The sequence below is a fragment of the Flagellimonas zhangzhouensis genome, assembly GCF_900102925.1.
In the GTDB taxonomy this organism is placed as follows: domain Bacteria; phylum Bacteroidota; class Bacteroidia; order Flavobacteriales; family Flavobacteriaceae; genus Flagellimonas; species Flagellimonas zhangzhouensis.
This window is the reverse complement of the sequence record NZ_FNKI01000001.1, coordinates 923,379-944,393: the sequence shown is the minus strand read 5'-3', so window position 1 is coordinate 944,393 and position 21,015 is coordinate 923,379. Positions and strand designations below refer to the sequence as shown.

19 protein-coding genes and 1 tRNA gene are annotated in these 21,015 nt (G+C 39.2%); 7 read left to right on the top strand and 13 right to left on the bottom strand.

Going from position 1 to position 21,015, the window contains the following annotated elements:
* The first annotated feature begins 32 nt into the window (after positions 1-32).
* Positions 33-974 carry an NAD-dependent epimerase/dehydratase family protein gene (locus BLQ18_RS04145; RefSeq protein ID WP_090292954.1) on the top strand — a complete coding sequence of 314 codons (942 nt, stop codon included), beginning with the start codon at positions 33-35 and terminating at the stop codon, positions 972-974.
* A 1-nt stretch (position 975) separates the two neighbouring features.
* Here the strand turns inward: BLQ18_RS04145 and BLQ18_RS04140 are convergent, their stop codons facing one another.
* Complete coding sequence (locus tag BLQ18_RS04140) at positions 976-1,296, bottom strand: hypothetical protein (protein WP_090292951.1); 321 nt, start codon at positions 1,294-1,296, stop codon at positions 976-978.
* A 201-nt stretch (positions 1,297-1,497) separates the two neighbouring features.
* On the opposite strand from BLQ18_RS04140, the gene BLQ18_RS04135 reads away from it, so the two are divergent.
* The 5 genes from BLQ18_RS04135 to BLQ18_RS04115 all read left to right on the top strand — a co-directional run bounded on the left by BLQ18_RS04135 (position 1,498) and on the right by BLQ18_RS04115 (position 6,307).
* Positions 1,498-2,028 (top strand): Crp/Fnr family transcriptional regulator, encoded by a 531-nt coding sequence (locus tag BLQ18_RS04135; protein ID WP_090292948.1) that lies wholly within the window; start codon positions 1,498-1,500, stop codon positions 2,026-2,028.
* 59 nt (positions 2,029-2,087) lie between these two features.
* Positions 2,088-2,618: a DinB family protein gene (locus tag BLQ18_RS04130; RefSeq protein WP_090292946.1), complete on the top strand. Its 531-nt coding sequence runs from the start codon at positions 2,088-2,090 to the stop codon at positions 2,616-2,618.
* Between the two features lie 120 nt (positions 2,619-2,738).
* Positions 2,739-4,022 (top strand): DUF2157 domain-containing protein, encoded by a 1,284-nt coding sequence (locus tag BLQ18_RS04125; protein ID WP_090292944.1) that lies wholly within the window; start codon positions 2,739-2,741, stop codon positions 4,020-4,022.
* The gene (locus BLQ18_RS04120; RefSeq protein ID WP_090292942.1) at positions 4,015-4,578 is read left to right on the top strand and encodes a GDYXXLXY domain-containing protein; all 564 of its coding nucleotides are present in this window, start codon (positions 4,015-4,017) and stop codon (positions 4,576-4,578) included. The genes BLQ18_RS04125 and BLQ18_RS04120 overlap by 8 nt, the downstream gene beginning before the upstream one ends.
* A gap of 64 nt (positions 4,579-4,642) precedes the next feature.
* The gene (locus BLQ18_RS04115; protein ID WP_090292939.1) at positions 4,643-6,307 is read left to right on the top strand and encodes an RluA family pseudouridine synthase; all 1,665 of its coding nucleotides are present in this window, start codon (positions 4,643-4,645) and stop codon (positions 6,305-6,307) included.
* 192 nt (positions 6,308-6,499) lie between these two features.
* On the opposite strand, the gene BLQ18_RS04110 is transcribed toward BLQ18_RS04115, so the two are convergent.
* The 4 genes from BLQ18_RS04110 to BLQ18_RS04090 all read right to left on the bottom strand — a co-directional run bounded on the left by BLQ18_RS04110 (position 6,500) and on the right by BLQ18_RS04090 (position 11,679).
* A complete protein-coding gene (locus BLQ18_RS04110) occupies positions 6,500-7,156 on the bottom strand; it encodes a response regulator (RefSeq protein ID WP_090292936.1) in 657 nt (218 codons plus the stop codon).
* Positions 7,157-7,184: 28 nt separating this feature from the next.
* Positions 7,185-9,143, bottom strand: coding sequence for a tetratricopeptide repeat-containing sensor histidine kinase (locus BLQ18_RS04105; protein WP_090292933.1), 1,959 nt, complete (start codon positions 9,141-9,143; stop codon positions 7,185-7,187).
* A gap of 69 nt (positions 9,144-9,212) precedes the next feature.
* Positions 9,213-10,223: a hypothetical protein gene (locus BLQ18_RS04100; RefSeq protein WP_090292930.1), complete on the bottom strand. Its 1,011-nt coding sequence runs from the start codon at positions 10,221-10,223 to the stop codon at positions 9,213-9,215.
* 445 nt (positions 10,224-10,668) lie between these two features.
* On the bottom strand, positions 10,669-11,679 hold the full coding sequence (locus tag BLQ18_RS04090) for a hypothetical protein (protein ID WP_090292925.1): 1,011 nt from the start codon (positions 11,677-11,679) through the stop codon (positions 10,669-10,671).
* Between the two features lie 123 nt (positions 11,680-11,802).
* Here BLQ18_RS04090 and BLQ18_RS04085 point away from each other — a divergent pair, with 123 nt between their 5' ends.
* A complete protein-coding gene (locus BLQ18_RS04085) occupies positions 11,803-13,464 on the top strand; it encodes an MORN repeat-containing protein (protein ID WP_090292922.1) in 1,662 nt (553 codons plus the stop codon).
* 657 nt (positions 13,465-14,121) lie between these two features.
* Here the strand turns inward: BLQ18_RS04085 and BLQ18_RS04080 are convergent.
* From BLQ18_RS04080 to BLQ18_RS04045, 8 genes are all read right to left on the bottom strand, one after another.
* Complete coding sequence (locus BLQ18_RS04080; RefSeq protein WP_090292920.1) at positions 14,122-15,390, bottom strand: site-specific integrase; 1,269 nt, start codon at positions 15,388-15,390, stop codon at positions 14,122-14,124.
* A gap of 231 nt (positions 15,391-15,621) precedes the next feature.
* Positions 15,622-15,693, bottom strand: a tRNA-Arg gene (locus BLQ18_RS04075).
* Positions 15,694-15,752: 59 nt separating this feature from the next.
* Positions 15,753-16,163, bottom strand: coding sequence for a response regulator (locus BLQ18_RS04070; protein ID WP_090292917.1), 411 nt, complete (start codon positions 16,161-16,163; stop codon positions 15,753-15,755).
* 103 nt (positions 16,164-16,266) lie between these two features.
* Positions 16,267-16,680, bottom strand: coding sequence for a YeeE/YedE family protein (locus BLQ18_RS04065; protein ID WP_090292914.1), 414 nt, complete (start codon positions 16,678-16,680; stop codon positions 16,267-16,269).
* Complete coding sequence (locus BLQ18_RS04060; RefSeq protein ID WP_090292911.1) at positions 16,677-17,234, bottom strand: YeeE/YedE family protein; 558 nt, start codon at positions 17,232-17,234, stop codon at positions 16,677-16,679. Before BLQ18_RS04060 ends, BLQ18_RS04065 begins: the two co-directional genes overlap by 4 nt.
* Before the next feature lie 60 nt (positions 17,235-17,294).
* A complete protein-coding gene (locus tag BLQ18_RS04055) occupies positions 17,295-17,498 on the bottom strand; it encodes a YgaP family membrane protein (protein WP_090292909.1) in 204 nt (67 codons plus the stop codon).
* Between the two features lie 9 nt (positions 17,499-17,507).
* A complete protein-coding gene (locus tag BLQ18_RS04050) occupies positions 17,508-17,813 on the bottom strand; it encodes a hypothetical protein (protein ID WP_090292906.1) in 306 nt (101 codons plus the stop codon).
* A gap of 1 nt (position 17,814) precedes the next feature.
* The gene (locus tag BLQ18_RS04045; RefSeq protein WP_090292904.1) at positions 17,815-21,012 is read right to left on the bottom strand and encodes an efflux RND transporter permease subunit; all 3,198 of its coding nucleotides are present in this window, start codon (positions 21,010-21,012) and stop codon (positions 17,815-17,817) included.
* Positions 21,013-21,015 lie beyond the last annotated feature (3 nt).

Below are 21,015 nucleotides of genomic sequence, written 5' to 3'. Positions count from 1 at the left end.
TTTGCGACCAAACCGAATTAACTTCAATTTTAATGCAAAAAACAATTCTTATTATTGGGGCATGTGGCCAAATTGGAACAGAACTAACCATTGAACTCAGAAAAAAGTACGGTAGCGAAAATGTGATTGCTAGCGACATACGTGAAGGTGGTGAATCTTTGATGCAATCGGGACCTTTTGAGCTTTTGGATGCCACCGATTATTCAGCCGTTGAGGATGTGGTTATGCATTACGAAATTGATGAAATTTACCTGATGGCCGCCATGTTGAGCGCCACCGCGGAAAAATTCCCGATGAGGGCATGGAACTTAAATATGAATTCTTTGTTCCATGTGTTGAACCTAGCCAAAGAGAAGAAAATATCCAAGGTGTTTTGGCCATCCAGTATTGCTGTTTTTGGACCGAACACCCCAAAGGAAGATACTCCTCAAAACACCATAATGGAGCCGAGCACCGTGTATGGTATCAGTAAACAATCTGGGGAACGTTGGTGCGAATATTACCATAAAAAATACGGGGTGGATGTGCGAAGTGTTCGCTACCCTGGTTTGATCAGTTGGAAAACCATGCCTGGAGGTGGCACTACCGACTATGCAGTTGATATTTACCACGAAGCATTAAAAAATGGGAGCTACGAATGCTTTTTAAAAGCCGACACCCAATTGCCCATGATGTATATGGACGATGCCATTAGAGCAACCATTAGTTTAATGGAAGTTCCTTCGGAAAAGGTAAAAGTGCGCTCTTCCTATAATTTAAACGGGATGAGTTTTAATCCTGAGGATATCGCAGAAAGTATCAAAAAACATATTCCTGATTTTAGCATAAGCTATGAGCCCGATTTTAGACAGGAAATTGCAGATTCTTGGCCCAGCAGTATTGATGATACACCTGCTAGAAATGAATGGGGTTGGCAGCCAGAATATGATCTGGACCAAACCACTGCTGAAATGCTTGGAAATTTAAAAAAGTAGGCTACTCTTCCTCGTCGGAAAAGTCTTCATCTTCGTCATCTGGGAGTTTGCCCAAATCTTCGGATTCAAGGTCAGAGTTATCGCTATCGTCCTCATCCTCGTCGTAATTGGCCATGGAGTGCTCTAATTTAGAACTGATCTTTACCAAGTATTTGGTGTCTTCGGTTGACACCTCTACAGCTTCAATGGATTCTCCTTTTAGGTTTTTGAAGTTGATGACATCATCATCACCATAGCCATCAGGATATTTTTCCACCAAAAGCTTCAGGACTTCTGGTGTCAACTTCTTAAAATCTACTATTACACGTTTGAGGTTATGCATTGCTTTGGGATTGATTTGTGATTGTCCTAAAATTAGAATAAAAGTGTTGACATGTAAAAATTATAAAAACTTTTTTATTTCAACCAAAATATTAAACTCAATTCAATCAATGGAGATTTTAACACCTCATCATTTTTAAATGAAAAAGTAGTAGATTCATATTCAATTACTTCCTTTTAGGCTTACAAAACGTTGGAATGCATGATAAAAGAACTTTACAAACGTATTGATGATGAAAATTTATGGGAGAAAAACTTTACCATAGAAAGGAATGAATACCTTAAAGTTGCTGGAACCACAGACACCAATCTTTATTTTATTGAGTCTGGAAGCTTAAAAATATCGATTATCAATGAATATGAAGAACATATCATAAGGTTTGGATACCAAGGTAATTTTATCATCTCATTAGATAGTTTCTTTACCGAAAAATCTTCGGACCTATACATACAATCTATTAAAAAAACAGCGCTTAAATCTGTATCGAAAACGCGCTTTATGGAATTCGTACGGTCAAACCCCGAAAATGTTTCGCTTTGGGAAACCATTATGGAACAATTGGTGCTTCAGCAATTTGAAAGAGAGAAGGATATTTTAATCTCATCTCCCAAAGAAAGATTTGAAAGAGTTCTGGCAAGAAGCCCTCAATTATTTCAAGAAATTCCCAACAAATATATCGCCACCTACTTAAGAATGACCCCCGAAACCTTATCCAGGCTAAAAAAGTCTTGACTTGAATCAAGAATCATTTGCTTTTTATCCAGCAATTTTGTCTTCGAAAAACATTAAACATGGATGCAGCAAAACTTTTAAAAGAACTTATTGAATTAACCCAAAAGAATATGAACGTTGTACAATCGTTCAAAGAATTGACGGATGAACAATTAAATTATAAGTCCAATGCAGAAAGTTGGAGCATTTTGGAGTGTATTGAGCATCTTAATAGATATGGTGAATTTTATATTCCAGAAATCACAAGACGGTTGGAACATTCAAAATATCCCAAGTCAAAAAAATTCAACACTGGCGTTTTAGGTAATTATTTTAGTAAGATGATGCTTCCCAGTAAAGGAATGAAAAAGATGAAGACCTTCACCGAAATGAATCCATTGAACAGTACGCTAAGTCGAGATGTATTGAGCAAGTTTATCCACCAACAAGAAGTTATGCTTCAACTATTGAATAAGGCCAAAAATTCCAATCTCACAAAAATCAAAACCTCGATTTCCATTTCCAAATGGATAAAATTAAGACTGGGAGATACTTTTAGAGTTGTTATATACCATAACCTAAGACATATTGAACAAGCTAAAAATATTTAACACCATCACTTTTAGTTTTATTTCAAACATAAGGTTCAGCTTTTTACTCTGAACCTTATTTAATTTTAATGCTTATCTTCAATTCATTAATATTAGGTAATTCCTAAAAACTTCAGGACTATGAGCTTACTCAAAGACCTGCCAGAACTAGAAAAAGCTGGAGTTATCACTTCAGAGACTGCGGTAAAAATTGAAGCATACTACAAATCGCAACATGGTTCCTCCACCAACAAGCTTTTTGTGGTCTTCGGCATTTTAGGAGCCATTTTGGTGGGTTTGGGTATTATTTTGATCATAGCCCACAATTGGGATGAACTCTCCAAAATCACCAAAACTTTTTTCGCCTTTTTACCCTTACTGGTAGGACAGTTTTTCTGTGCTTTTGCGCTTTTCAAGAAAAAGGAGAGTGTTGCTTGGCGCGAAAGTACCTCTGCCTTTCTGTTTTTCGCTTTTGGATCAAGTATCTCGTTGGTAAGTCAAGTGTACAATATTCCAGGAAATCTTAGTTCGTTCTTACTCACTTGGATGTTACTTTGCCTTCCTCTTTTTTATGTGATGAAGTCCTCTATAACATCATTGTTGTACTTGATCGGAATCACATATTATGCCTGTGAAACCAGTTATTGGAACTTCCCAACTTCCACTTCTTATGCGTATTGGGCTTTATTGTTATTGGCCCTACCCTACTATTATCATTTATTAAAAAACAAAACCAAAAGCAATTTTACCAGTTTTCATAATTGGGTGGTTCCATTATCTGTTATCATTGTTTTGGGAACCATCACCGATAAATTTGAAGAATTGATGTTTGTGGCCTATATCAGTCTATTCGGACTGGTTTATTTGGTCGGGGAAAGCAAGTTTTTTGCAAGTCAGTTGAGTTTTAGAAACGGGTATCGCATTCTGGGTTCTTTGGGAACCATAATTTGCCTTCTAATTTTAAGCTTCGATGATTTTTGGGGTCATTTACGGCAAAAAGACTTTTTATTTGATGAACTAGCCAGATCACCAGAGTTAATTGTTTCGGTATTGATAGCTATAATCGCTGGAGTGATGTTCTTTTTTCATTTTAAAGAAAGAGGAATTAAGCAACTAAAACCTATCGCTCCTGTTTTTCTCTTTTTTATTCCCCTATTCATTTTGGGAATTTATACCCCCTATCCGATTTTTTTGGTCAATATTTTAATCTTTTTAATTGCCATACAAACCATTAGGGTCGGTGCTCATCACAACCATTTGGGCATTCTCAATTACGGATTACTAACGATTGCGATTTTGATTGTTTGCCGATTTTTTGATTCGAACCTTAGTTATGTTTTAAGGGGAATATTATTTGTAATAGTTGGCGCAGGTTTCTTTTTTGCGAATTATTGGATGCTCAAAAAAAGAAAGGAACATGGATAAAAAGAAAATCACGATCACGCTTTTTGCCTTGGTTGTTTTGGCGCAACTTTTTGTCCCAGCAAAAATGATATGGGACCAAGAAGATGTTTTAAGATCTGGAAACGAATTTAAGTTTAAAACGGCTCCAGTTGACCCCAATGACCCTTTTCGAGGTAAATACATTACGCTAAGTTTTGATCATAACACCGTCGAGGTGGAAAATACCGAAGATTGGTATCGAGGTGATGAAGTTTATGCAATAATAAGCAATGGAAAAGATGGCTTTGCTCGCATTCAATCCATTAAAAAGGAAAAACCATCGGGAAATAAGGATTACCTAAAGGCAGAAATAGGATTCTCAACTGGAACTGCCAACAGAGTTAGTATTGATTTTCCTTTCGACCGATTTTACCTAGAAGAATCAAAAGCTGAAGAAGCAGAATACACTTATTGGAGCTCCCGAAGAGATACCACTAAAATCACTTACGCCTTGGTGAACATTAAAGATGGGCAAGCCGTCTTAAAAGATGTATTGATTGATGGGGTATCCATAGTAGAATTGGTGAACAAAGAGTAAAAGAAGAACTGTAAATTTGCAAGAATAATCAAGTCTTCATTTTTGACTGGCAAACTAATAGGTATTGGCAACTGGCTCACCGTTAATAGATCCAAAACTAGTTTATTTAAAAACGAATGGGCAAGATCCAATTCCTGATTCATTTGAATATCCTCATTTTTATACGCCAATTGGAATAGCCAAGAAATCGGCTAAAGACCTTCAAACTCGATTGCAACAACATTTACCAGAAATGGTGAATCAACCCACAGGGCACATGTTGGGAGTTCTTGTTGTTCAAACTAAGGATGGTGAACTTGGATATCTAAGTGCTTATTCGGGTGAACTGCAACCTGAGCTGGAAATATTACCTTTTGTGCCTCCTGTTTATCAATTGTCTAAAGGAGAAGATTTTCCAGAAATGGCTGCCATTAATGCCATTTCAAAAGAAATTAATGAACTAGAAAAAAGTAAACAGTTCATAAGCACAAAACAACACTTAACAAAGACCTTAAAGGAGACCAAAGAAAATATAATCACCGCCAAAAAAGAAGCGAAGCAGCGCAAAGCTGAACGTGACAGACTTCGAAAAGAGTCAATTCACCTGCCTGAAAAAGAACGACAAGAGCTTTTTGAAAAGTTGACAGAACAAGGTACGAATGATGGAATGGACCTAAGACGTTTTACCCGTTCGGAGAATTTACGATTGGAAAAAGTCACAGCTGCCTATGTTGAATTCGAAGAACGAATTGAATCCCTAAAAACGCTACGCAAAACCAAATCCAATGAGCTGCAGGACTCCATTTTCACATCTTATATTTTTTTAAATGGGGAGGGAGAAGGCAAAAATGTTAAAAAGGTATTCACCGATTTTGGAGTTGAAGAACCACCTGCTGGGGCTGGGGAATGTGCTGCTCCTAAATTGTTTCAATACGCTTTTAAAGAGGGAATGACACCTGTTGCACTGGCAGAGTTTTGGTGGGGACCATCTCCAAATTCAGAAATAAGAGAGCATGGTAAGTTTTACCCAGCTTGTAAAGGCAAATGCCAACCAATTTTAGCACACATGCTCAAAGGAATTTCTGTAAAACCAAACCCCCTGTTGGAAAATTTTGCGGCAGAAAAGCAACTGGAAATTCTATTTGAAGACGAACATTTGGTGGTTGTAAATAAACCTACGGGCATGTTGTCCGTTCCTGGAAGGTACATAAAGGATTCGGTCAAGACTCGCATTCTGGAACAATATCCTGAAGCCAATGGCCCCATCATTGTACATCGGCTAGATCAAGATACTTCTGGAATTATGATCGTTACCCTTTCCAAAAAGGCGAACAAGCTGCTACAACAACAATTTTTGGAGCGTACCATTCACAAAACCTATTTTGCTGTTTTAGAAAAACCTATTGAAGAAATAAAGGGCGTGATAGACCTCCCCCTTATTTTGGATATCAACAACAGGCCCATGCAAATGGTAAGCTACGAACATGGCAAACCTGCATTGACGCATTATGAGGTCATAAAAAAGACTGCCTCCCAAACCTTGATTAAATTGAATCCGATTACTGGGCGTTCACATCAATTGCGGGTACACTGTGCCCATAAATTGGGTCTACATATACCCATGGTTGGAGACAATTTATATGGCACTCCATCTGATCGGCTTTATTTACATGCCCAACAGGTTGAATTCACGCATCCCATGACCAAGGAGCAGATGAAAATCAGCACTGAACTGCCTTTTGATATTTGATGATTAGGTGATTTTGAATGATAAAAGAAAGTAGCCCCGGCAAGAATCGAACTTTTCTCTCGGACCCCTTGTTTTATTAGGGTTTTCGATTTTTGATTTCAAAATGTTGACGATTTGTGAACTTTTGTGATTGATTTGTCTTTCGTCATTTCAAATATACTTAAAGCAATATAAATTACACTTTTTGAAGTACTATATTAAACTTTGTCTTCTTGCCTTTTGCACGGCCTCTAACTTGTTGTGAACTTGGAGCTTTTTGTAAATATTCTCGATATGCTTCCTTACCGTACTGGGTGAGAGAAAGAGATTTTTGGCAATCAGGGTATAGCTTAACCCCTCGGCCAGTTGCTCCAGCACCTCCTTTTCGCGGTCGCTGAGCAAAATTTCTTCCTCTTGCACGGACAGTGATTCCTGTCTTTCGGGATAGCGTAATAATTTCAGGGTCTTTACCGCTATTGAAGGGCTCATGGCCGCACCCCCGCCAATGGTCTCAACAATGGCATTGTGCAACTTTGGCCCTTCGATCTCTTTGAGCAAATAACCATCGGCACCGGCCTGGATGGCATTGAAGATATTTTCATCATTGTCAAAAACGGTAAGCATGAGCACTTTAATGTGGGGATATTTCTGTTTTACGATACGAACAGTTTCTATCCCATCCAAAATAGGCATTTCTATATCCATTAACACTAAATCCAGATTATGGCTTTTTTCCAGTTTAGCAAGCAGCTCGCTACCATTAAAAACCATGTACTTGATGTCCAATTCCTCAAAATCGACCAATTTTTCTTTGATGGCCCTAGCTAAGAACGTATTGTCATCCACAATGGCCAGTTTGATTTTGCTCATGGTCTTGTTTTTTTTTGTGCTGAAAGAATTATGCCTTAACCTGTAATGTTACCTTGGTGCTTTTACCGATTATACTTTCTTGTTTGAAATCAATCCCGGCTTTTTCGGCTCTGTTCTTCATAATTTGAAGTCCGTTGCCATTTGATGACTGCAATGTGTCAAACCCCTGGCCAAAGTCCTCTATTTCAATTTGTACTTTTTCATCAATATCGGTAAACCTGACTTGAATCTGTTCACTCCCGGAATGTTTTACGGCATTGTTCACGGATTCTTGAATAATTCTGAAAAGATTCATCCCTACAAAGGCATTGAGCACCTTATGATCCGGCCTCCCTTCAACCTTCATCCTGACTTTATCATCCGTGGCTTCATGAACGGTCGCGGCCAATTGCTGGGTTCTTTCTTTGATATCTTCCAAACTGATCTCATCCTTGTTCATGGCCCAAATGGTATCCCGAAGCTCGGATATGGTTACCAGTGAAAACTGTTTCATTTGGGTGAGCTTTTCCATCAAGAATACCTCTCCCTTGTCTATGCCCCTTTTAGCGGAATCGGTTATGGAGGTAAGATATGTGAGCTGCGAACCTATGTTATCGTGCAGGTCGCGGGCAATCCGTAAACGTTGTTCCTTTAGGTTTTCTTGTGCCCGAGCCTCTGCCATAGCCTTCTCCAAAGCGGTTTCCCTTGCAAAATTCTTCGCCTTAACCTTTTGCTCACGAAAAATCACAAAACCGACAATAAGCAGAATGGCCAAAAGAGCCCCACTGCCCATAAGCATATTGTTCCTATTTTTTAGAGCAAGCTCGCCTTCGACCAGTTCGTTCTTTTGACGGAGTATCTCATTTTCCTTTTGTTCCGACTCGTACTTTTCCTTTAGGTTAAACATTTCCTTGGCCTTTTCTGTAAAGTATAAGCTATCTCTTGCTGCCTTATGTTTTTGGTGATAAACATAGGCCTTTTTAAAATCCGGTTTTTCTTCGTAAATCAAGGACAGGGTCTTGGAAAGTGCATCAATACCTGGAAGGTAATCTATAGAATCTGCTTCTCGATATGTGGTCAAAGCCAATTTTTCAGCACGATTCATTTTTCCCTGATTAAGATATATATTGGCCAAGTCATTTTTTAGGGAAATCAGGGCCAAACGCTCTCCCTTTTTTTCCTGAAGGGCTATGGCCTCAATATAATAAAGTTCCGCTTCATCATATTTACCAAGTGCCCAACTGGCTAAAGCCAAATTCGTCAAAGGATACGCGAGCTCTAAAACAGCTCCTACATCTTTATTGGTGTCGTACGATTTTTTGGCATATTCAATGGCCTTGTTATACTGTTTGTTTTCTAAATAGGCCACGGCCAAACTGTTATAACACATCGCCATAAAATAGTTGTTCCCGATTCTTTCGTACAAATCCAATGCTTTGAGATAATACTCCATGGTTAGACCAGGTTCTTGAATCAACTTATATCTATTCCCCAAATTCAAATAGGATCCTGCTATCCAGAGGGTATCCTTTCCTTCCGTAAAGCTTTCCAAAGCCTTAAACTGAAAATCTACCGCCTTATCAAACTCAGATAGTGCTTCGTACGTATTGGCTAAATTGGTATAGAGACTTCCCAAAACAAAATAATCTTTGGAGTTTTCCAAAATAGGTTTAGCCTTCAAATGAAAACTCAATGCTTCTTTGGGCCTGCCCTCGTCCCAAGAGAGAATCCCGTACACAATCCATATCCTGGCCCTGTAATAATCGTCATCCAAAGCTTCTGCTTCATTAAATGCCAATTTTGTATAATATCTGGCACTGTCCATATCTATGGAACGAAACTTCATTGCGATATCTTTCAAGACAAGAATCCTGTCCTCACCTTCCTTGACTTCCAAGGTATCTTTCAACGCATTGATGGCCTGTTGAATATCCTGCGCCTCAACAGTATGCAAAGACAATAGGCCGAAAAGTAAAATGGGAATCAGGGTCTTCTGAAAAATGGTCATTAGAGAAAAAAATGGTTGGTGCTTAAAACTAATCCAATTGAGTATATAATTTAAGTTTTTCCAGAAAATTTAATTCGCCTTGTCCACCAACTTTTCGATAGTGGCATCCAAAAATGATGTAATGGCTAGTTCTGCTCCTTTCTTATATGTTTCTGGATTACATTTTACGACTGAAACATTTATATCTTCCTTGTCCTCTACGCGCCAAACGTGAAACACGCCAGCATCCATTCCTCTCCTGTCCACATCTGCTCCTTGAGAAGCATCAAATTTTTGCTTTTCAAGAACCCCTTCGACCTCTACACCACGATTGGAAACCATCATACCAATATTAAACTTATTGTAACTTTTTGAATCAATCTTAAAATCGGTCTCTGCCTTTACCTGTGCATATCCGGCATGTCTGTTCAAGGCTCGTGTAGTTTCGCTCAATGCATTATCGAAAGCGAGTACGTTCAAAACCACCTTATTGAATATAAAATCAGTTTTTTGGTTGGATACTTTCATTTCGACTTGCTCTTCATAATTGGCTATTTTCAAGGGACCGGTCTTCTTATTTTCCATGGATTGCTTGTTCACAATAAATTTTTGACCGGTAGGACGCATCACAATGGCCCCGAACTCATCTCCTTTTTCACCTCCTTGACCTGATCTTAAATCCCATCGCTTTTCACGGTTTTTTTGATAGGTGCTATGGTTCCATAACTCTTCAATGGGAACTATCTCAAATCCATTGGAAGCGAGGTCTGCCTTATATTGTTCAAAGAGCTTATCGGTTAGTTGCTGCAGCTGGTCCATATTAAGCCCATCCAACACCAAGGTCAAAGATGCCTTGGCATCACCTTTTATTCCACCTCTCCACAGTTTTCCGCCTTTTTTCTTGTCCTCTAATTGAAGTGCTGTTTGGAAATTGACTTGAAAATCGGAAATAACAATTCTCTTAGGGCTCTTTCTAAAATTCAAATTAGCAGGCCCCAACATTTTGATTTTAAAATCCTTGACATTTTGCGCATTGACCTCTGGCAAGACACACATTAGGATCAATAAAAAAGAAAATACAGATAAATTGATACGTTTCATACTATTGGTTTAAAGTTTTGAACAAACCTAGTCTCCCAGTATCTTGGTTTCAATAGGGCAATTGTCGTAAAATGAAGGAAAACCGACAGTTTTCATCTTAAATATCAAAATAAAGGAAGCTTACAAACCCCATCAATATTGCAGCCATTAACAAGGCGGTATTTATTCGTATCAACTTCGGGTTCAGATTTTTGCGGACAGTACATAGATGTAGTGCAAGTGCAAGAAGGAATACGGGCAAACTCAAATAGAGGTTAAACAGATAAAACCATAACCAACTTGTAAAAAAGGACCAAGCTGAAAGCGCCGATACTAGCGCCGGAACCCATTGATCAAATCCATTGACATTCTCAACGGGAAAAAGATAATGTAGAAAAGTTGCCAAGAGTACCATAGGCCCTATCATCGCAATCAATAACAACACACTGCCGAGCATAATTAGCTTTTAGAGAAGATGAATTTCTTCACCATTGGGAAGCACTAAACTTAACGGTATATTGCCATATTGGGTTTTATATAAAATTACCTTATCACGAACAGAAAGTTTATCGTACAAGACCGTATTTACCATGAGTGACCCTGTTGTAAGTACGATCCGATTGTTATTTGAATGTCGATTAGAGGCATAGGTAAATTTATCCTCCACTACCTCGGGGACCCCACGTTTGTATGATCTATTCTTGTTCCTATTATAATTTCGGTAAGCTGCGTAAAGTCTATATCCTTGATAAAGAGGTACGGCCCATAGCGGAAAAAGAACAACTACAAAGCTCCAAAATCCATTTATGATCAATAGAAATCCGATGGCTAGAAAAGGACTGGATTTGACCAAGCGATTTTTTATTTCAGCTTTCCATTTACGATTCAAAACCTCATGGTCTTTTGGTGTATACCTCGCGTGGGGCACATGCTTCTCCAAATGTTTTTCCTCTTCATCTTCTTTTGCAATATCATTGGTTTCATCAGCCCGCCGCACCACTTGAAGATCTAATGTAATTCCTGATTTGGGGGCACGGTCCAACTGCACTTCTGTACCTACCCTAGCTTTAGAGTAACAAGAGTAGTCTACGGCAAACTCATCATTATCAATATAGACATAATATGAACTTCTGGTTTTTGTCCTATTTCTATGACCATGAACAGGTCTATTACTAACAGTAGACTTGTGCAGCCTCTTATCCGTAATCTTTCCAGAAATCCGTGTTTTAACCCTTCTTTTTAAATCGATTGCTGTAGATGCAATGATATAGGCTATGACGCCAAAAAATAAAACCGAGAATGCCATCATCATATAAATGCCAAAGGCATCATTGGCAAAACTGGAATTGAATATAATAGAAAGGAACGACCAGAATATTCCAATCACGACTACCGGAAATAGCAACATGCCATATAACTGACGCCTAAGCTTGGTCTTGTCTCCATGTTCTAAGGGCAATGTTTCTAATGTGGGCATGAGTCATTTATTTTGCAGACCCAAAATTAGAACCTGTACAAATCCATACAATAGGGCAATTGTCCTATTGCACTATAGGTGGGGTTTCCGATAGTTTTGCTGGGAACCAATCCATCAAAACAGATGAATTCCAAAACCATTATCAAAAAACTCCCCACTGCCTTACTTATAATTCTTGCACACTTTTTTCATTACAACGGGTCTGCTCAAAACCTGCACCTTAGCAATTTTGATATCAAGGATGGACAGGTAAAAGCGATGTCCATCACCAAATATCATGCTATTGGAGCCCATTTATATAGTGAAAAGAATGAACTTCTGTTCGACTCTAATGGGTATTTGACAGAGGATAAACTTTACTTGGACAACCATTACGAAACACGTACCTCGTATAATTACTTGGCCGATAGTTCAAAAGCCATTATGAAGAAGTTCAACTCATCGAGAAAACAAGAAGGAATCGCCAAAACACTTTATATCTACAAAACACCTATTGGTATAATTTCGGATGACTTGCCAGAAACCGTAAAAAATGATGAAGGGCAATATATTGTTCTGGGTGGTTTAAAATATGGGGCCATCTTTAAATATCAAAAATATGTGATTGTTTATGAACTTGCCGAATCCAGCAACGGTAAAGCCACAGTTTTCTATACGAGCAATTATTCCTATGATGGATTAAAATTACATGAATCCTATAACCAAGATGACATACGCTACTTTCGGTACAATGACCAAAACCATTTGGAGGAAGAATTGGGGATGTCCGATATATGGGAAAGCATTTTATACGATTATGTGTATGATGAATATGGCAATTGGATCAAAAGAACAAAATTCAAAGCATCTAACTATTCGGGAAGTAAGTATCAATGGAATATTGACGAAGTAAAATACAGGACCATCACCTACACTAACGGCACCATTAGCGGTAACGGTATACCAACAACTCCAGAATTGGCTTATTCATCCAATCAGGGGAAATTACAAGACCTGCCAAAACTCAGCGACCCCATTTTAATGTCTAAATCAATGAAATTTCTTCAAGACATTACCAGGCTCAGGAACGACACTAAACAAGGGAAGGCTGAAGCGACCAAAAACGAGGTCACCATAACATGTTTAAATGGTGACTGTTCCAATGGCTTTGGGAAAGCAGATTTTGGGACCTACACTATTGAAGGCTTTTTTAGCAATGGAAAGGCAAATGGGCAAGGAACTTTATTTTACAAGGACAATTCAGGATACTATCAGGGAAACTTTGTTGATGGATTTAGAGGTGGATTTGGCATATACACATGGATAGACAGTAAGAACTATTACATTGGACAATGGGCAAAAGGGTATCAGAATGGCTATGGCTATATTAAAAACGGAGGTGAAATATTGCAGGCAGGCAAATACGAAAAAGGAAAGTTGGTTCAGGATTTCCTTACCGATGATTACAAGAAGAAAATTGCACGGGGAAACTGTGTAGGTGACTGTCAGAATGGATTTGGGTACTACAAGTTTGACAATGGAGATAGCTATGTTGGATTTTTTACCAATGGTAAAAGAGATCATGTAGGTGCTTATTCTTGGAAATCTGGAATGGCGCATATCGGAACAATTGTAAATGAACAGCATAACGGTTACGGTCAAGAATTCTATAGACCTAGCGGACAATATTATCTTGGTGATTTTTCACAAGGAAAACGCACTGGACTTGGCATTTTTTATAACAATGAGCATAAAATACTACAAAAAGGTATTTGGGGTGATGGACAATTGACAGATGAGTTCTAGAAAACTTGATTTTATGAAAAGCTTGCGCTACCCAAGATTCATTTAGTATTAAAAATCAAAATTTAGCGAGCGTAACGCAGTGAAGTGCTGCAAGCGTCCCAAAACTTACCCTTAACTAATACTACTGAGCGAGGTAATTTTATCCATTAATCCGATATACTCTTCTCATCATTTGAGGTAATCCAACGGTCTGTTAGCCTCAATTTTATATTGTTCCAATCTCCATTCCGTTATTTTAAGCTTTAGACTGCTTCCATAGGCCATTTTGTTTTTTCATCAAATTGTGTCAATTTTTTCGTCAAAAATTTCCAGGGCTTACAGGGCTTCCCAAAGGGTTTACTGTAGATTTAGGAAAAGTTTACTGTAGCCCCGATCTTTGTGAAGTATTACAAAATCAGGTCAATCAACTGGTTTTCAACTTGTTGAAGACCCGAAAACAACCATGATGGCGCAATCTGCGCATCACCCTCTTGCTATTCCTTTTTTCACGCAAGCGTGAAAACCGAAATACCTTTCTTTGGTGTATAGAGTAACAATAAATTCAGTGGTTTTTGTTTATTAGAAGCTGTTGAATGAATTTATCTTCCCGAACACTACAAAAACTCGATAGGAACCAAGCGCAAAAGTCTGGGTAAGATTGGGACTTGCAACACTACGTTACCCTTGGTTCGCTTTCTTCTTTAAATCTGATTCGGTTGCTACTTCTAATTTGCTTCTCAAAATCTCCATATCCTCACCAACCTTCCTTTCCAACACCTTTGCATAAATCTGGGTGGTGGTAAGTTTTCGATGTCCCAACATTTTTGAAATGGTTTCTATGGGTACACCATTGGTCAGGGTAACTGTCGTGGCGAACGTATGCCTTGCCATGTGAAATGTAAGATTCTTTTTAATTTTTGCTTCACTTGCAATCTCTTTCAAATAGGCGTTCATCTTTTGATTTGATATTCTTGGGAACAGCGTATTATTTATTACTGATCTGGAATCTTGTTTATACCGTTCAATCAAATCCATAGCTTTTTTTAAAAGTGGTATTTTAACAGGGTTATGGGTTTTCTGCCTTTTAGTGATTATCCAATATTTTTTATCCAACCCCATTATTACGTTATCTTCGGTCAGAAGCATTAAATCAGTATAGCATATACCGGTATAGCAACTGAATACAAAAAGATCTCTAACAGTTTTTAATCGCTTGGTTTGAAGCTCCAATTCTTCAATCGCTTGAAGTTCCTCGGAACCTAAATATTCTCTGTTCGTAGGGGTCAACCTTTGTTTAAACTGCCTAAACGGGTCTTTATCTATCCACTCCAGTCGATAGGCCAGAGAGACCATTTTCCTCAGTCTTTGAATATGCTTCATTACAGCATTGTTACCAATTTGCTTCTGATAGTGATTAGGTTTATGCTTGCGAAGAAAATTTTCAAAGTCAAGGATAAACTTATAATTCAGTTCATCAAGTCTGATGTCTTCCAATTTTAATTTTGTTTTCAAGAATAAAAAGATATACTTCTGGCTTGTCAGGTAGAGTCTCGAGGTATTTCCGTGGAGCTTGGTAAACATATTGGAATTATGGTAGGACACTAAGTCCTTCATGGTAAAATGTTGATTCTCCACTTCCTCATCCAGAAACCTAGCCTTTACACTCTTAGGAGTGATATGTTTACCCTCTATTCGTAATTGTTGGAATGAATGAAACAAACCAGAGTAGAACCCATCAAGATATTGGTTGATGGATTTGGCATCAATAGTAGAATTTTTTACCCGCTGCCTTTCGGAGTCCCAGTGATTGATTTGGATTCTCCGCTTTAAACTAATGTTCAGTTTTTTACCATTGACAGAAATCCTGGCATAAATAGGGGCTTTTCCATTTTTTGACCTACCGGAATAAAGCCAAAACAGGACGGAAAAAGTGAAATTTGACCTCATAGTTGTCTTCTTTTTGTTAAACGTTGACGAAGACGAAAGTCAAATCAAATCGAGTGTTCCAACTAAATTACTGAATTTTAATTACTTATCTTAAAACAGCAACCTGAAAAATGTTGACGATTTGTGAACTCTAAAAGCCAAAATCAAAGGAATTCAATTAAAATCAAAAAATATTAAATATCTGATTTTCATTCATTTAATGATTTATTGAATCATTCAGAAGTCAAAAAGTAGCCCCGGCAAGAATCGAACTTGCATCTAAAGTTTAGGAAACTTCTATTCTATCCATTGAACTACGGGGCCATTATAAAAATGGACTGCAAAAATATGTTTTTTCTTAAAAACTATTATTCCCTCAGCACTTAAGATTGGCTGCGATTCTTCTCCTCTTCACTTAGGATTTTATCCATGCAGGAACGGGATAACGGTTTATCGATATATCCAGAAATCATCTTGTGACCTTTGGCTACCGTTCGGTCATAGGAATTGGTAAATGCGGATAAAATATAAACACTTGGCAAGTCCTTTCCTTTAAAAAGGTTTTGAAGATTATCCAAGAAGGTCCAGCCATTCATTCCATCCATGATCAAATCCAAAAATATGATATCTGGAAGCTTGTTTTCGGTTTCAAACAGGTCAACACATACTTGTAAACCCTCTTCTCCACTGGAACAGGTTATGATCTCAAAATCGGCATGGGACTGTTGAATGCAATAGCGGGTGGCAAATTGAGACACCAAGTCATCGTCTATAATGCAGGTTGTAAGTTTCATGCAAGGACATTTATGTAAGGTTTGGGACAGCCAAAGCTAATGGCCAGCCGCCAACGAACCATTCATAATCGTTGTTTTGCCCAAATATCCCGTTGATTTTACCTTAATGCGGTAATTTAACCCTTAAAACACCATATAAAAAGGCCCCTAAAATGGCTCCAATCAAAACTATGATTATGGGCCAATATCCAGCTCCCACCAAAATATAGATAGGTCCTGGACAGGCTCCTGCCAATGCCCAACCCAATCCAAAAAGGGTTCCACCCAAGATATATCGGGTAAAAGATTTTTCCTTATCCTGTATATTTATCGCTTCTCCAAAAAAGGATTTGGTTTTTGATTTCTTGATCCATTGCACCAACACAATTCCAACAGCTAAAGCAGATCCAATGATACCATACATGTGGAATGAATCGAACTGGAACATTTCATAAATCCTGAACCAAGAAGCCGCTTCAGATTTGTACAATACAATACCCAAAAAGGTACCCAATATGATGTAGACTATATTCTTCATGCTGCAAAAATTAAGGGGAACAACAAGTGAACCATGATCAATCCACCAATAAAAAATCCAATAACAGCGATAAGGGAAGGTCGCTGTAAATTACTCAAGCCAGAAATGGCGTGTCCAGAGGTACACCCACCAGCATAGCGAGTTCCGAAGCCTACTAAAATTCCTGCAATCAAAAGTATGATCCAAACTTTAGGTTCGGACAGCGATTCCAAACTAAAAAGCTCCGTGGGCAAATAGGCTTTTCCCGCACTATCAAATCCCAATTCCTGAAGTTTGGTTACGGTTTTGGGTGAAATATCGACTGCGGGATTGGGCGACAACCAATGTGCTCCCAAAAATCCACCGATAACGGAGCCTAGAACGACCAATAGGTTCCAGCGTTTGGATTTTATATCTACTTTGAAGTAATCCGTAAATTTTCCAGCACCTCCTATAGAACAAAAAGTTTCTAAGTTGGAGGACATTCCGAAGCGTTTGCCCATTAAAATGAGCAATGCCATACAAATGGCAATAAGGGGCCCAGCTACATACCAGGGCCAAGGTTGATAAAGCATTTTCGCGAGGTTTTGTGCAAATGTCACGAAAATGCTTTAATTATCAAATATGGGTGAAGTTTAGCAACAGTTCTTTTCGCCGTCAGATACCCCAAACTTTTTCAAGATATCTTCCAACAAACACCATTTGGTCAAGGAAGATTGCAACAAATTGGCTCCGACAAATGCGGTAAACCAAAGCCAGTTCTGACTCACAAAAATGGCCAAGATCAAACTGATCAATATAAAGCTTCCTGCTACTCCTCTTACTATTCTATTTCTCATGCTAAAATTTTAAACGGTTCTTTCTATAGGTAATTCTACGGCTCTAATCGGGTTGGTGGTTTCACTTTTCTCATTGAATTGCTTGATCAACTTGAACAATTCGCTCACCTTTTCTTCTTCAGTGAACGAAAAGAACATGTTTGAAGCAGCCCCACCTTTTTCACTGGGAAACCAACTGCTGGTGTACATAAATGGCGCAGCACTTTTATATCCATCGATGTCGGATTCGCTAAAGCTGTCTACTCCAGCTTGTTTAAAGAGTTTAAAAACTTGGCTTTTATACTCTTCGACTGTGGTAACAATGATCATTTTCATCTTACTTGTAATTTTTACGTTCAATCATATAATACACCAATGGCACCACCAATAGCGTCAACACGGTGGACACTATGGTTCCTCCCATTAGTGAAATGGCCAATCCCTGGAAAATGGGGTCGAACAAGATCACAAAAGCTCCGATAACAACGGTTCCTGCGGTTAACAAAATAGGTGTGGTTCGCACGGCACCTGCTTCAATTACGGCTTGCTTTAGGGGAACTCCCTCATTCAACCTAAGGTTGATGAAGTCGATAAGCAATACCGAGTTCCGCACCATGATTCCCGCCAGGGCAATCATCCCGATAAAGGAGGTTGCGGTAAAAAATGCACCCAACATCCAGTGGCCCAACACAATTCCAATCAAGGAAAGTGGAATAGCCACCATCATCACCATTGGCGCTTTAAAGTTTTGGAACCACCCTACGATCAACATGTAAATGATCACAATCACACCAAGGAACGCGATTCCCAAATCACGGAACACCTCAAGGGTTATTTGCCATTCCCCATCCCATTTTACCGTGTAGTCATCCTCATACTGGGGTTGCTCCATATAGAGCTCGTTAATGGAATAGCCTTGAGGTAGCTCCAATTGATTTAACTTATCCGTCATGCCCAAAATGGCATACACTGGGCTTTCCAGTTCACCCGCCATATCGGACATCACATACACCACTCGCTTTTGGTTTTTTCTATAGATGCTCTTGGCCTTTGTCCCCTCTTTAATGGAAACCAAATCACCAACGGACACCATATTCCCTTGCTGGGATGTTATTTTTAATTGTTGAATCTGATCCAAGCTCGATTTGTCCTTTTCACTAACGGATAACACAATTCCGATTTGGTCAAATGCTTCCTCACGATAGATGTGGGAAACGGGCTGCTCACGGAAAGCCATGGCCATCACTTGAACAATTTGTTGTGGCGTTACGCCATAAAGCATCGCTTTCTCTTTGTCCACCACAAAATCGTATTCCACTTGGTCATCCTCAACCATCCAATCCACATCCACAACGTCGGTGGTATTGTTCAAGATGCCTTTTACATCCTCGGCCAATGCAATCTGCTTGTCGTAATCGGGCCCGTACACCTCAGCAACAATGGTGGAAAGTACAGGGGGACCTGGTGGCACCTCAACAATCTTGATGTTCGCGTTGTACTTTTTGCCCAATTCTTGGATTTTAGGCCGCAATAATTTGGCGATATCGTGACTTTGCTCGCTTCGATCATGCTTATCGGTAAGGTTCACCTGAATATCGGCCATGTTGCTTCCTCCACGTAAATCATAGTGTCTTACCAATCCGTTGAAAGTAATTGGTGCTGATGTGCCCACGTAGGTTTGATAGTTCACCACCTCAGGTCTTGTGGACAAATAAGCCCCTACTTCTTTAGCCACGGCTGATGTTCTTTCCAAAGTAGAACCTTCTGGAAGATCAATCACCACTTGGAACTCGTTCTTATTATCAAAAGGAAGCATTTTTACGGCTACCGATTTGGTAAAGAACATACCCACTGATGCAAATAACAATGCCACTGTGATGCCAATAAAAACCCATCGCTTCTTTCTACTTTCAATCAGTGGTTTTTCGAATTTCTCGTAGGCTCTATAAATAAAAGTGTCCTGAATTTCGACCGCTTCTTTTTCTTTTTTATTTTTCTTTTTGTCCTTTTCCCTCAAGAAGATGAAACCCAGATAAGGGGTAATGGTCAAGGCCACAAACAGGGACAACAACATGGCAATGGATGCTCCGATGGGCATTGGGGACATATAAGGCCCCATCAATCCCGATACAAATGCCATGGGCAATACGGATGCGATTACCGTAAAAGTCGCCAAAATGGTCGGGTTTCCTACCTCGTTGATGGCATAGAGTGCTGCATCTTTGAACGGCAAACGTTTCATCTTAAAGTGGCGGTGCATGTTCTCCGCAATAATAATGGAGTCGTCCACCACGATACCTGTAACAAAAACCAAGGCAAACAAAGTGATTCGATTCAAAGTGTAATCGAGCATGTAATAGCTCAACAAGGTTAAAGCGAATGTGATCGGTACAGAAAGGAACACTACCAATCCACCTCTCCAACCCATGGCCAACATCACCACAAAGGTCACCGCAATGATCGCCCCGATCAAGTGCATCAATAATTCGGATACTTTTTGCGAAGCTGTTTGACCGTAGTTACGGGTTACCTCAACATGTACATCATCGGGAATCAAATTTGATTTCAAGTGCTCCACCTTGTCCAACACCACATCGGCAATCTTCATGGCATCAGCCCCTTTTCTTTTAGCAATGGAAATGGTTACCGCTGGATATTCAGAATTGAAAGTTTCTGACTTCTCGCTTGCAGCTCCAAATCCAAGGGAAACATAGTTTTTGGGCAATTCTGGGCCATCCAATACGGTTGCCACCTGTTTTAAATAGATGGGTTGATTTTGTTTGGTGCCCACTATCAGGTTTTCCAGGTCTTCTTTGCTTTCCAAAAAGTTACCTGTACTGATGTGGAACTCGGTATCATTGGATAGGAAATTCCCAGCATCCATTTGTTGGTTGTTAGCCTGAATCATTTGGGCTACGGCCAACATGTCAATTCCAGATTCGGCCATTTTATCCTTATCTACCACCACACGAAGCTGACGGTTTCTTCCACCAATCTTTTTGGTAATGGAAACCCCGTTTACTTTTTCAACTTCATTGATCAATTCTCCAGAAATCTCTCGTAACTGAAAATCATCATACTCATCGCTCCATAAAGTTAGAGCAAGCATAGGCACATCGTCAATCGCACGGGTTTTTACCAAAGGCATGGTAACCCCGTTTGGCATTTGATCCATATGTTTGTTGATCTCATCGTACAAACGCACCAATGATCTTTCAATATCTTCCCCAACATAGAATTGTACAATGGCCATCCCCTGCTCCTGCATGGAGGTGGTATACACGTACTCTACGCCTTTAATGTTGGATATAATTTTTTCAAGCGGTTTTGTGATTCTGGATTCCACTTCTGTTGGGCTGGCTCCAGGGTATCCCACAAAAATATCCGCCATGGGCACATCAATCTGTGGCTCCTCTTCCCTTGGGATCAAAAAAGAACTGTACACCCCAATGACCATGAACACGATCATTAAGAGCACCGTTAGTTTGGAGCTGATAAACCCTTTGGCTATTTTTCCTGCTAGTCCGTCTTTCATTGT

Bases quoted from the DNA above. Each gene is read 5' to 3' on its own strand.
- BLQ18_RS04130 (WP_090292946.1), top strand. From the start codon at position 2,088: ATGGATGCAGCAAAACTTTTAAAAGAACTTATTGAATTAACCCAAAAG.
- BLQ18_RS04110 (WP_090292936.1), bottom strand. From the start codon at position 7,156: ATGAGCAAAATCAAACTGGCCATTGTGGATGACAATACGTTCTTAGCT.
- BLQ18_RS04145 (WP_090292954.1), top strand. From the start codon at position 33: ATGCAAAAAACAATTCTTATTATTGGGGCATGTGGCCAAATTGGAACA.
- BLQ18_RS04060 (WP_090292911.1), bottom strand. From the start codon at position 17,234: ATGCTTTATCAACCTTGGCCCTGGTATGTAGCTGGGCCCCTTATTGCC.
- BLQ18_RS04125 (WP_090292944.1), top strand. From the start codon at position 2,739: ATGAGCTTACTCAAAGACCTGCCAGAACTAGAAAAAGCTGGAGTTATC.
- BLQ18_RS04120 (WP_090292942.1), top strand. From the start codon at position 4,015: ATGGATAAAAAGAAAATCACGATCACGCTTTTTGCCTTGGTTGTTTTG.
- BLQ18_RS04100 (WP_090292930.1), bottom strand. From the start codon at position 10,223: ATGAAACGTATCAATTTATCTGTATTTTCTTTTTTATTGATCCTAATG.
- BLQ18_RS04050 (WP_090292906.1), bottom strand. From the start codon at position 17,813: ATGAAAATGATCATTGTTACCACAGTCGAAGAGTATAAAAGCCAAGTT.
- BLQ18_RS04105 (WP_090292933.1), bottom strand. From the start codon at position 9,143: ATGACCATTTTTCAGAAGACCCTGATTCCCATTTTACTTTTCGGCCTA.
- BLQ18_RS04090 (WP_090292925.1), bottom strand. From the start codon at position 11,679: ATGCCCACATTAGAAACATTGCCCTTAGAACATGGAGACAAGACCAAG.
- BLQ18_RS04055 (WP_090292909.1), bottom strand. From the start codon at position 17,498: ATGAGAAATAGAATAGTAAGAGGAGTAGCAGGAAGCTTTATATTGATC.
- BLQ18_RS04135 (WP_090292948.1), top strand. From the start codon at position 1,498: ATGATAAAAGAACTTTACAAACGTATTGATGATGAAAATTTATGGGAG.
- BLQ18_RS04080 (WP_090292920.1), bottom strand. From the start codon at position 15,390: ATGAGGTCAAATTTCACTTTTTCCGTCCTGTTTTGGCTTTATTCCGGT.
- BLQ18_RS04070 (WP_090292917.1), bottom strand. From the start codon at position 16,163: ATGAAACTTACAACCTGCATTATAGACGATGACTTGGTGTCTCAATTT.
- BLQ18_RS04140 (WP_090292951.1), bottom strand. From the start codon at position 1,296: ATGCATAACCTCAAACGTGTAATAGTAGATTTTAAGAAGTTGACACCA.
- BLQ18_RS04045 (WP_090292904.1), bottom strand. From the start codon at position 21,012: ATGAAAGACGGACTAGCAGGAAAAATAGCCAAAGGGTTTATCAGCTCC.
- BLQ18_RS04065 (WP_090292914.1), bottom strand. From the start codon at position 16,680: ATGAAGAATATAGTCTACATCATATTGGGTACCTTTTTGGGTATTGTA.
- BLQ18_RS04085 (WP_090292922.1), top strand. From the start codon at position 11,803: ATGAATTCCAAAACCATTATCAAAAAACTCCCCACTGCCTTACTTATA.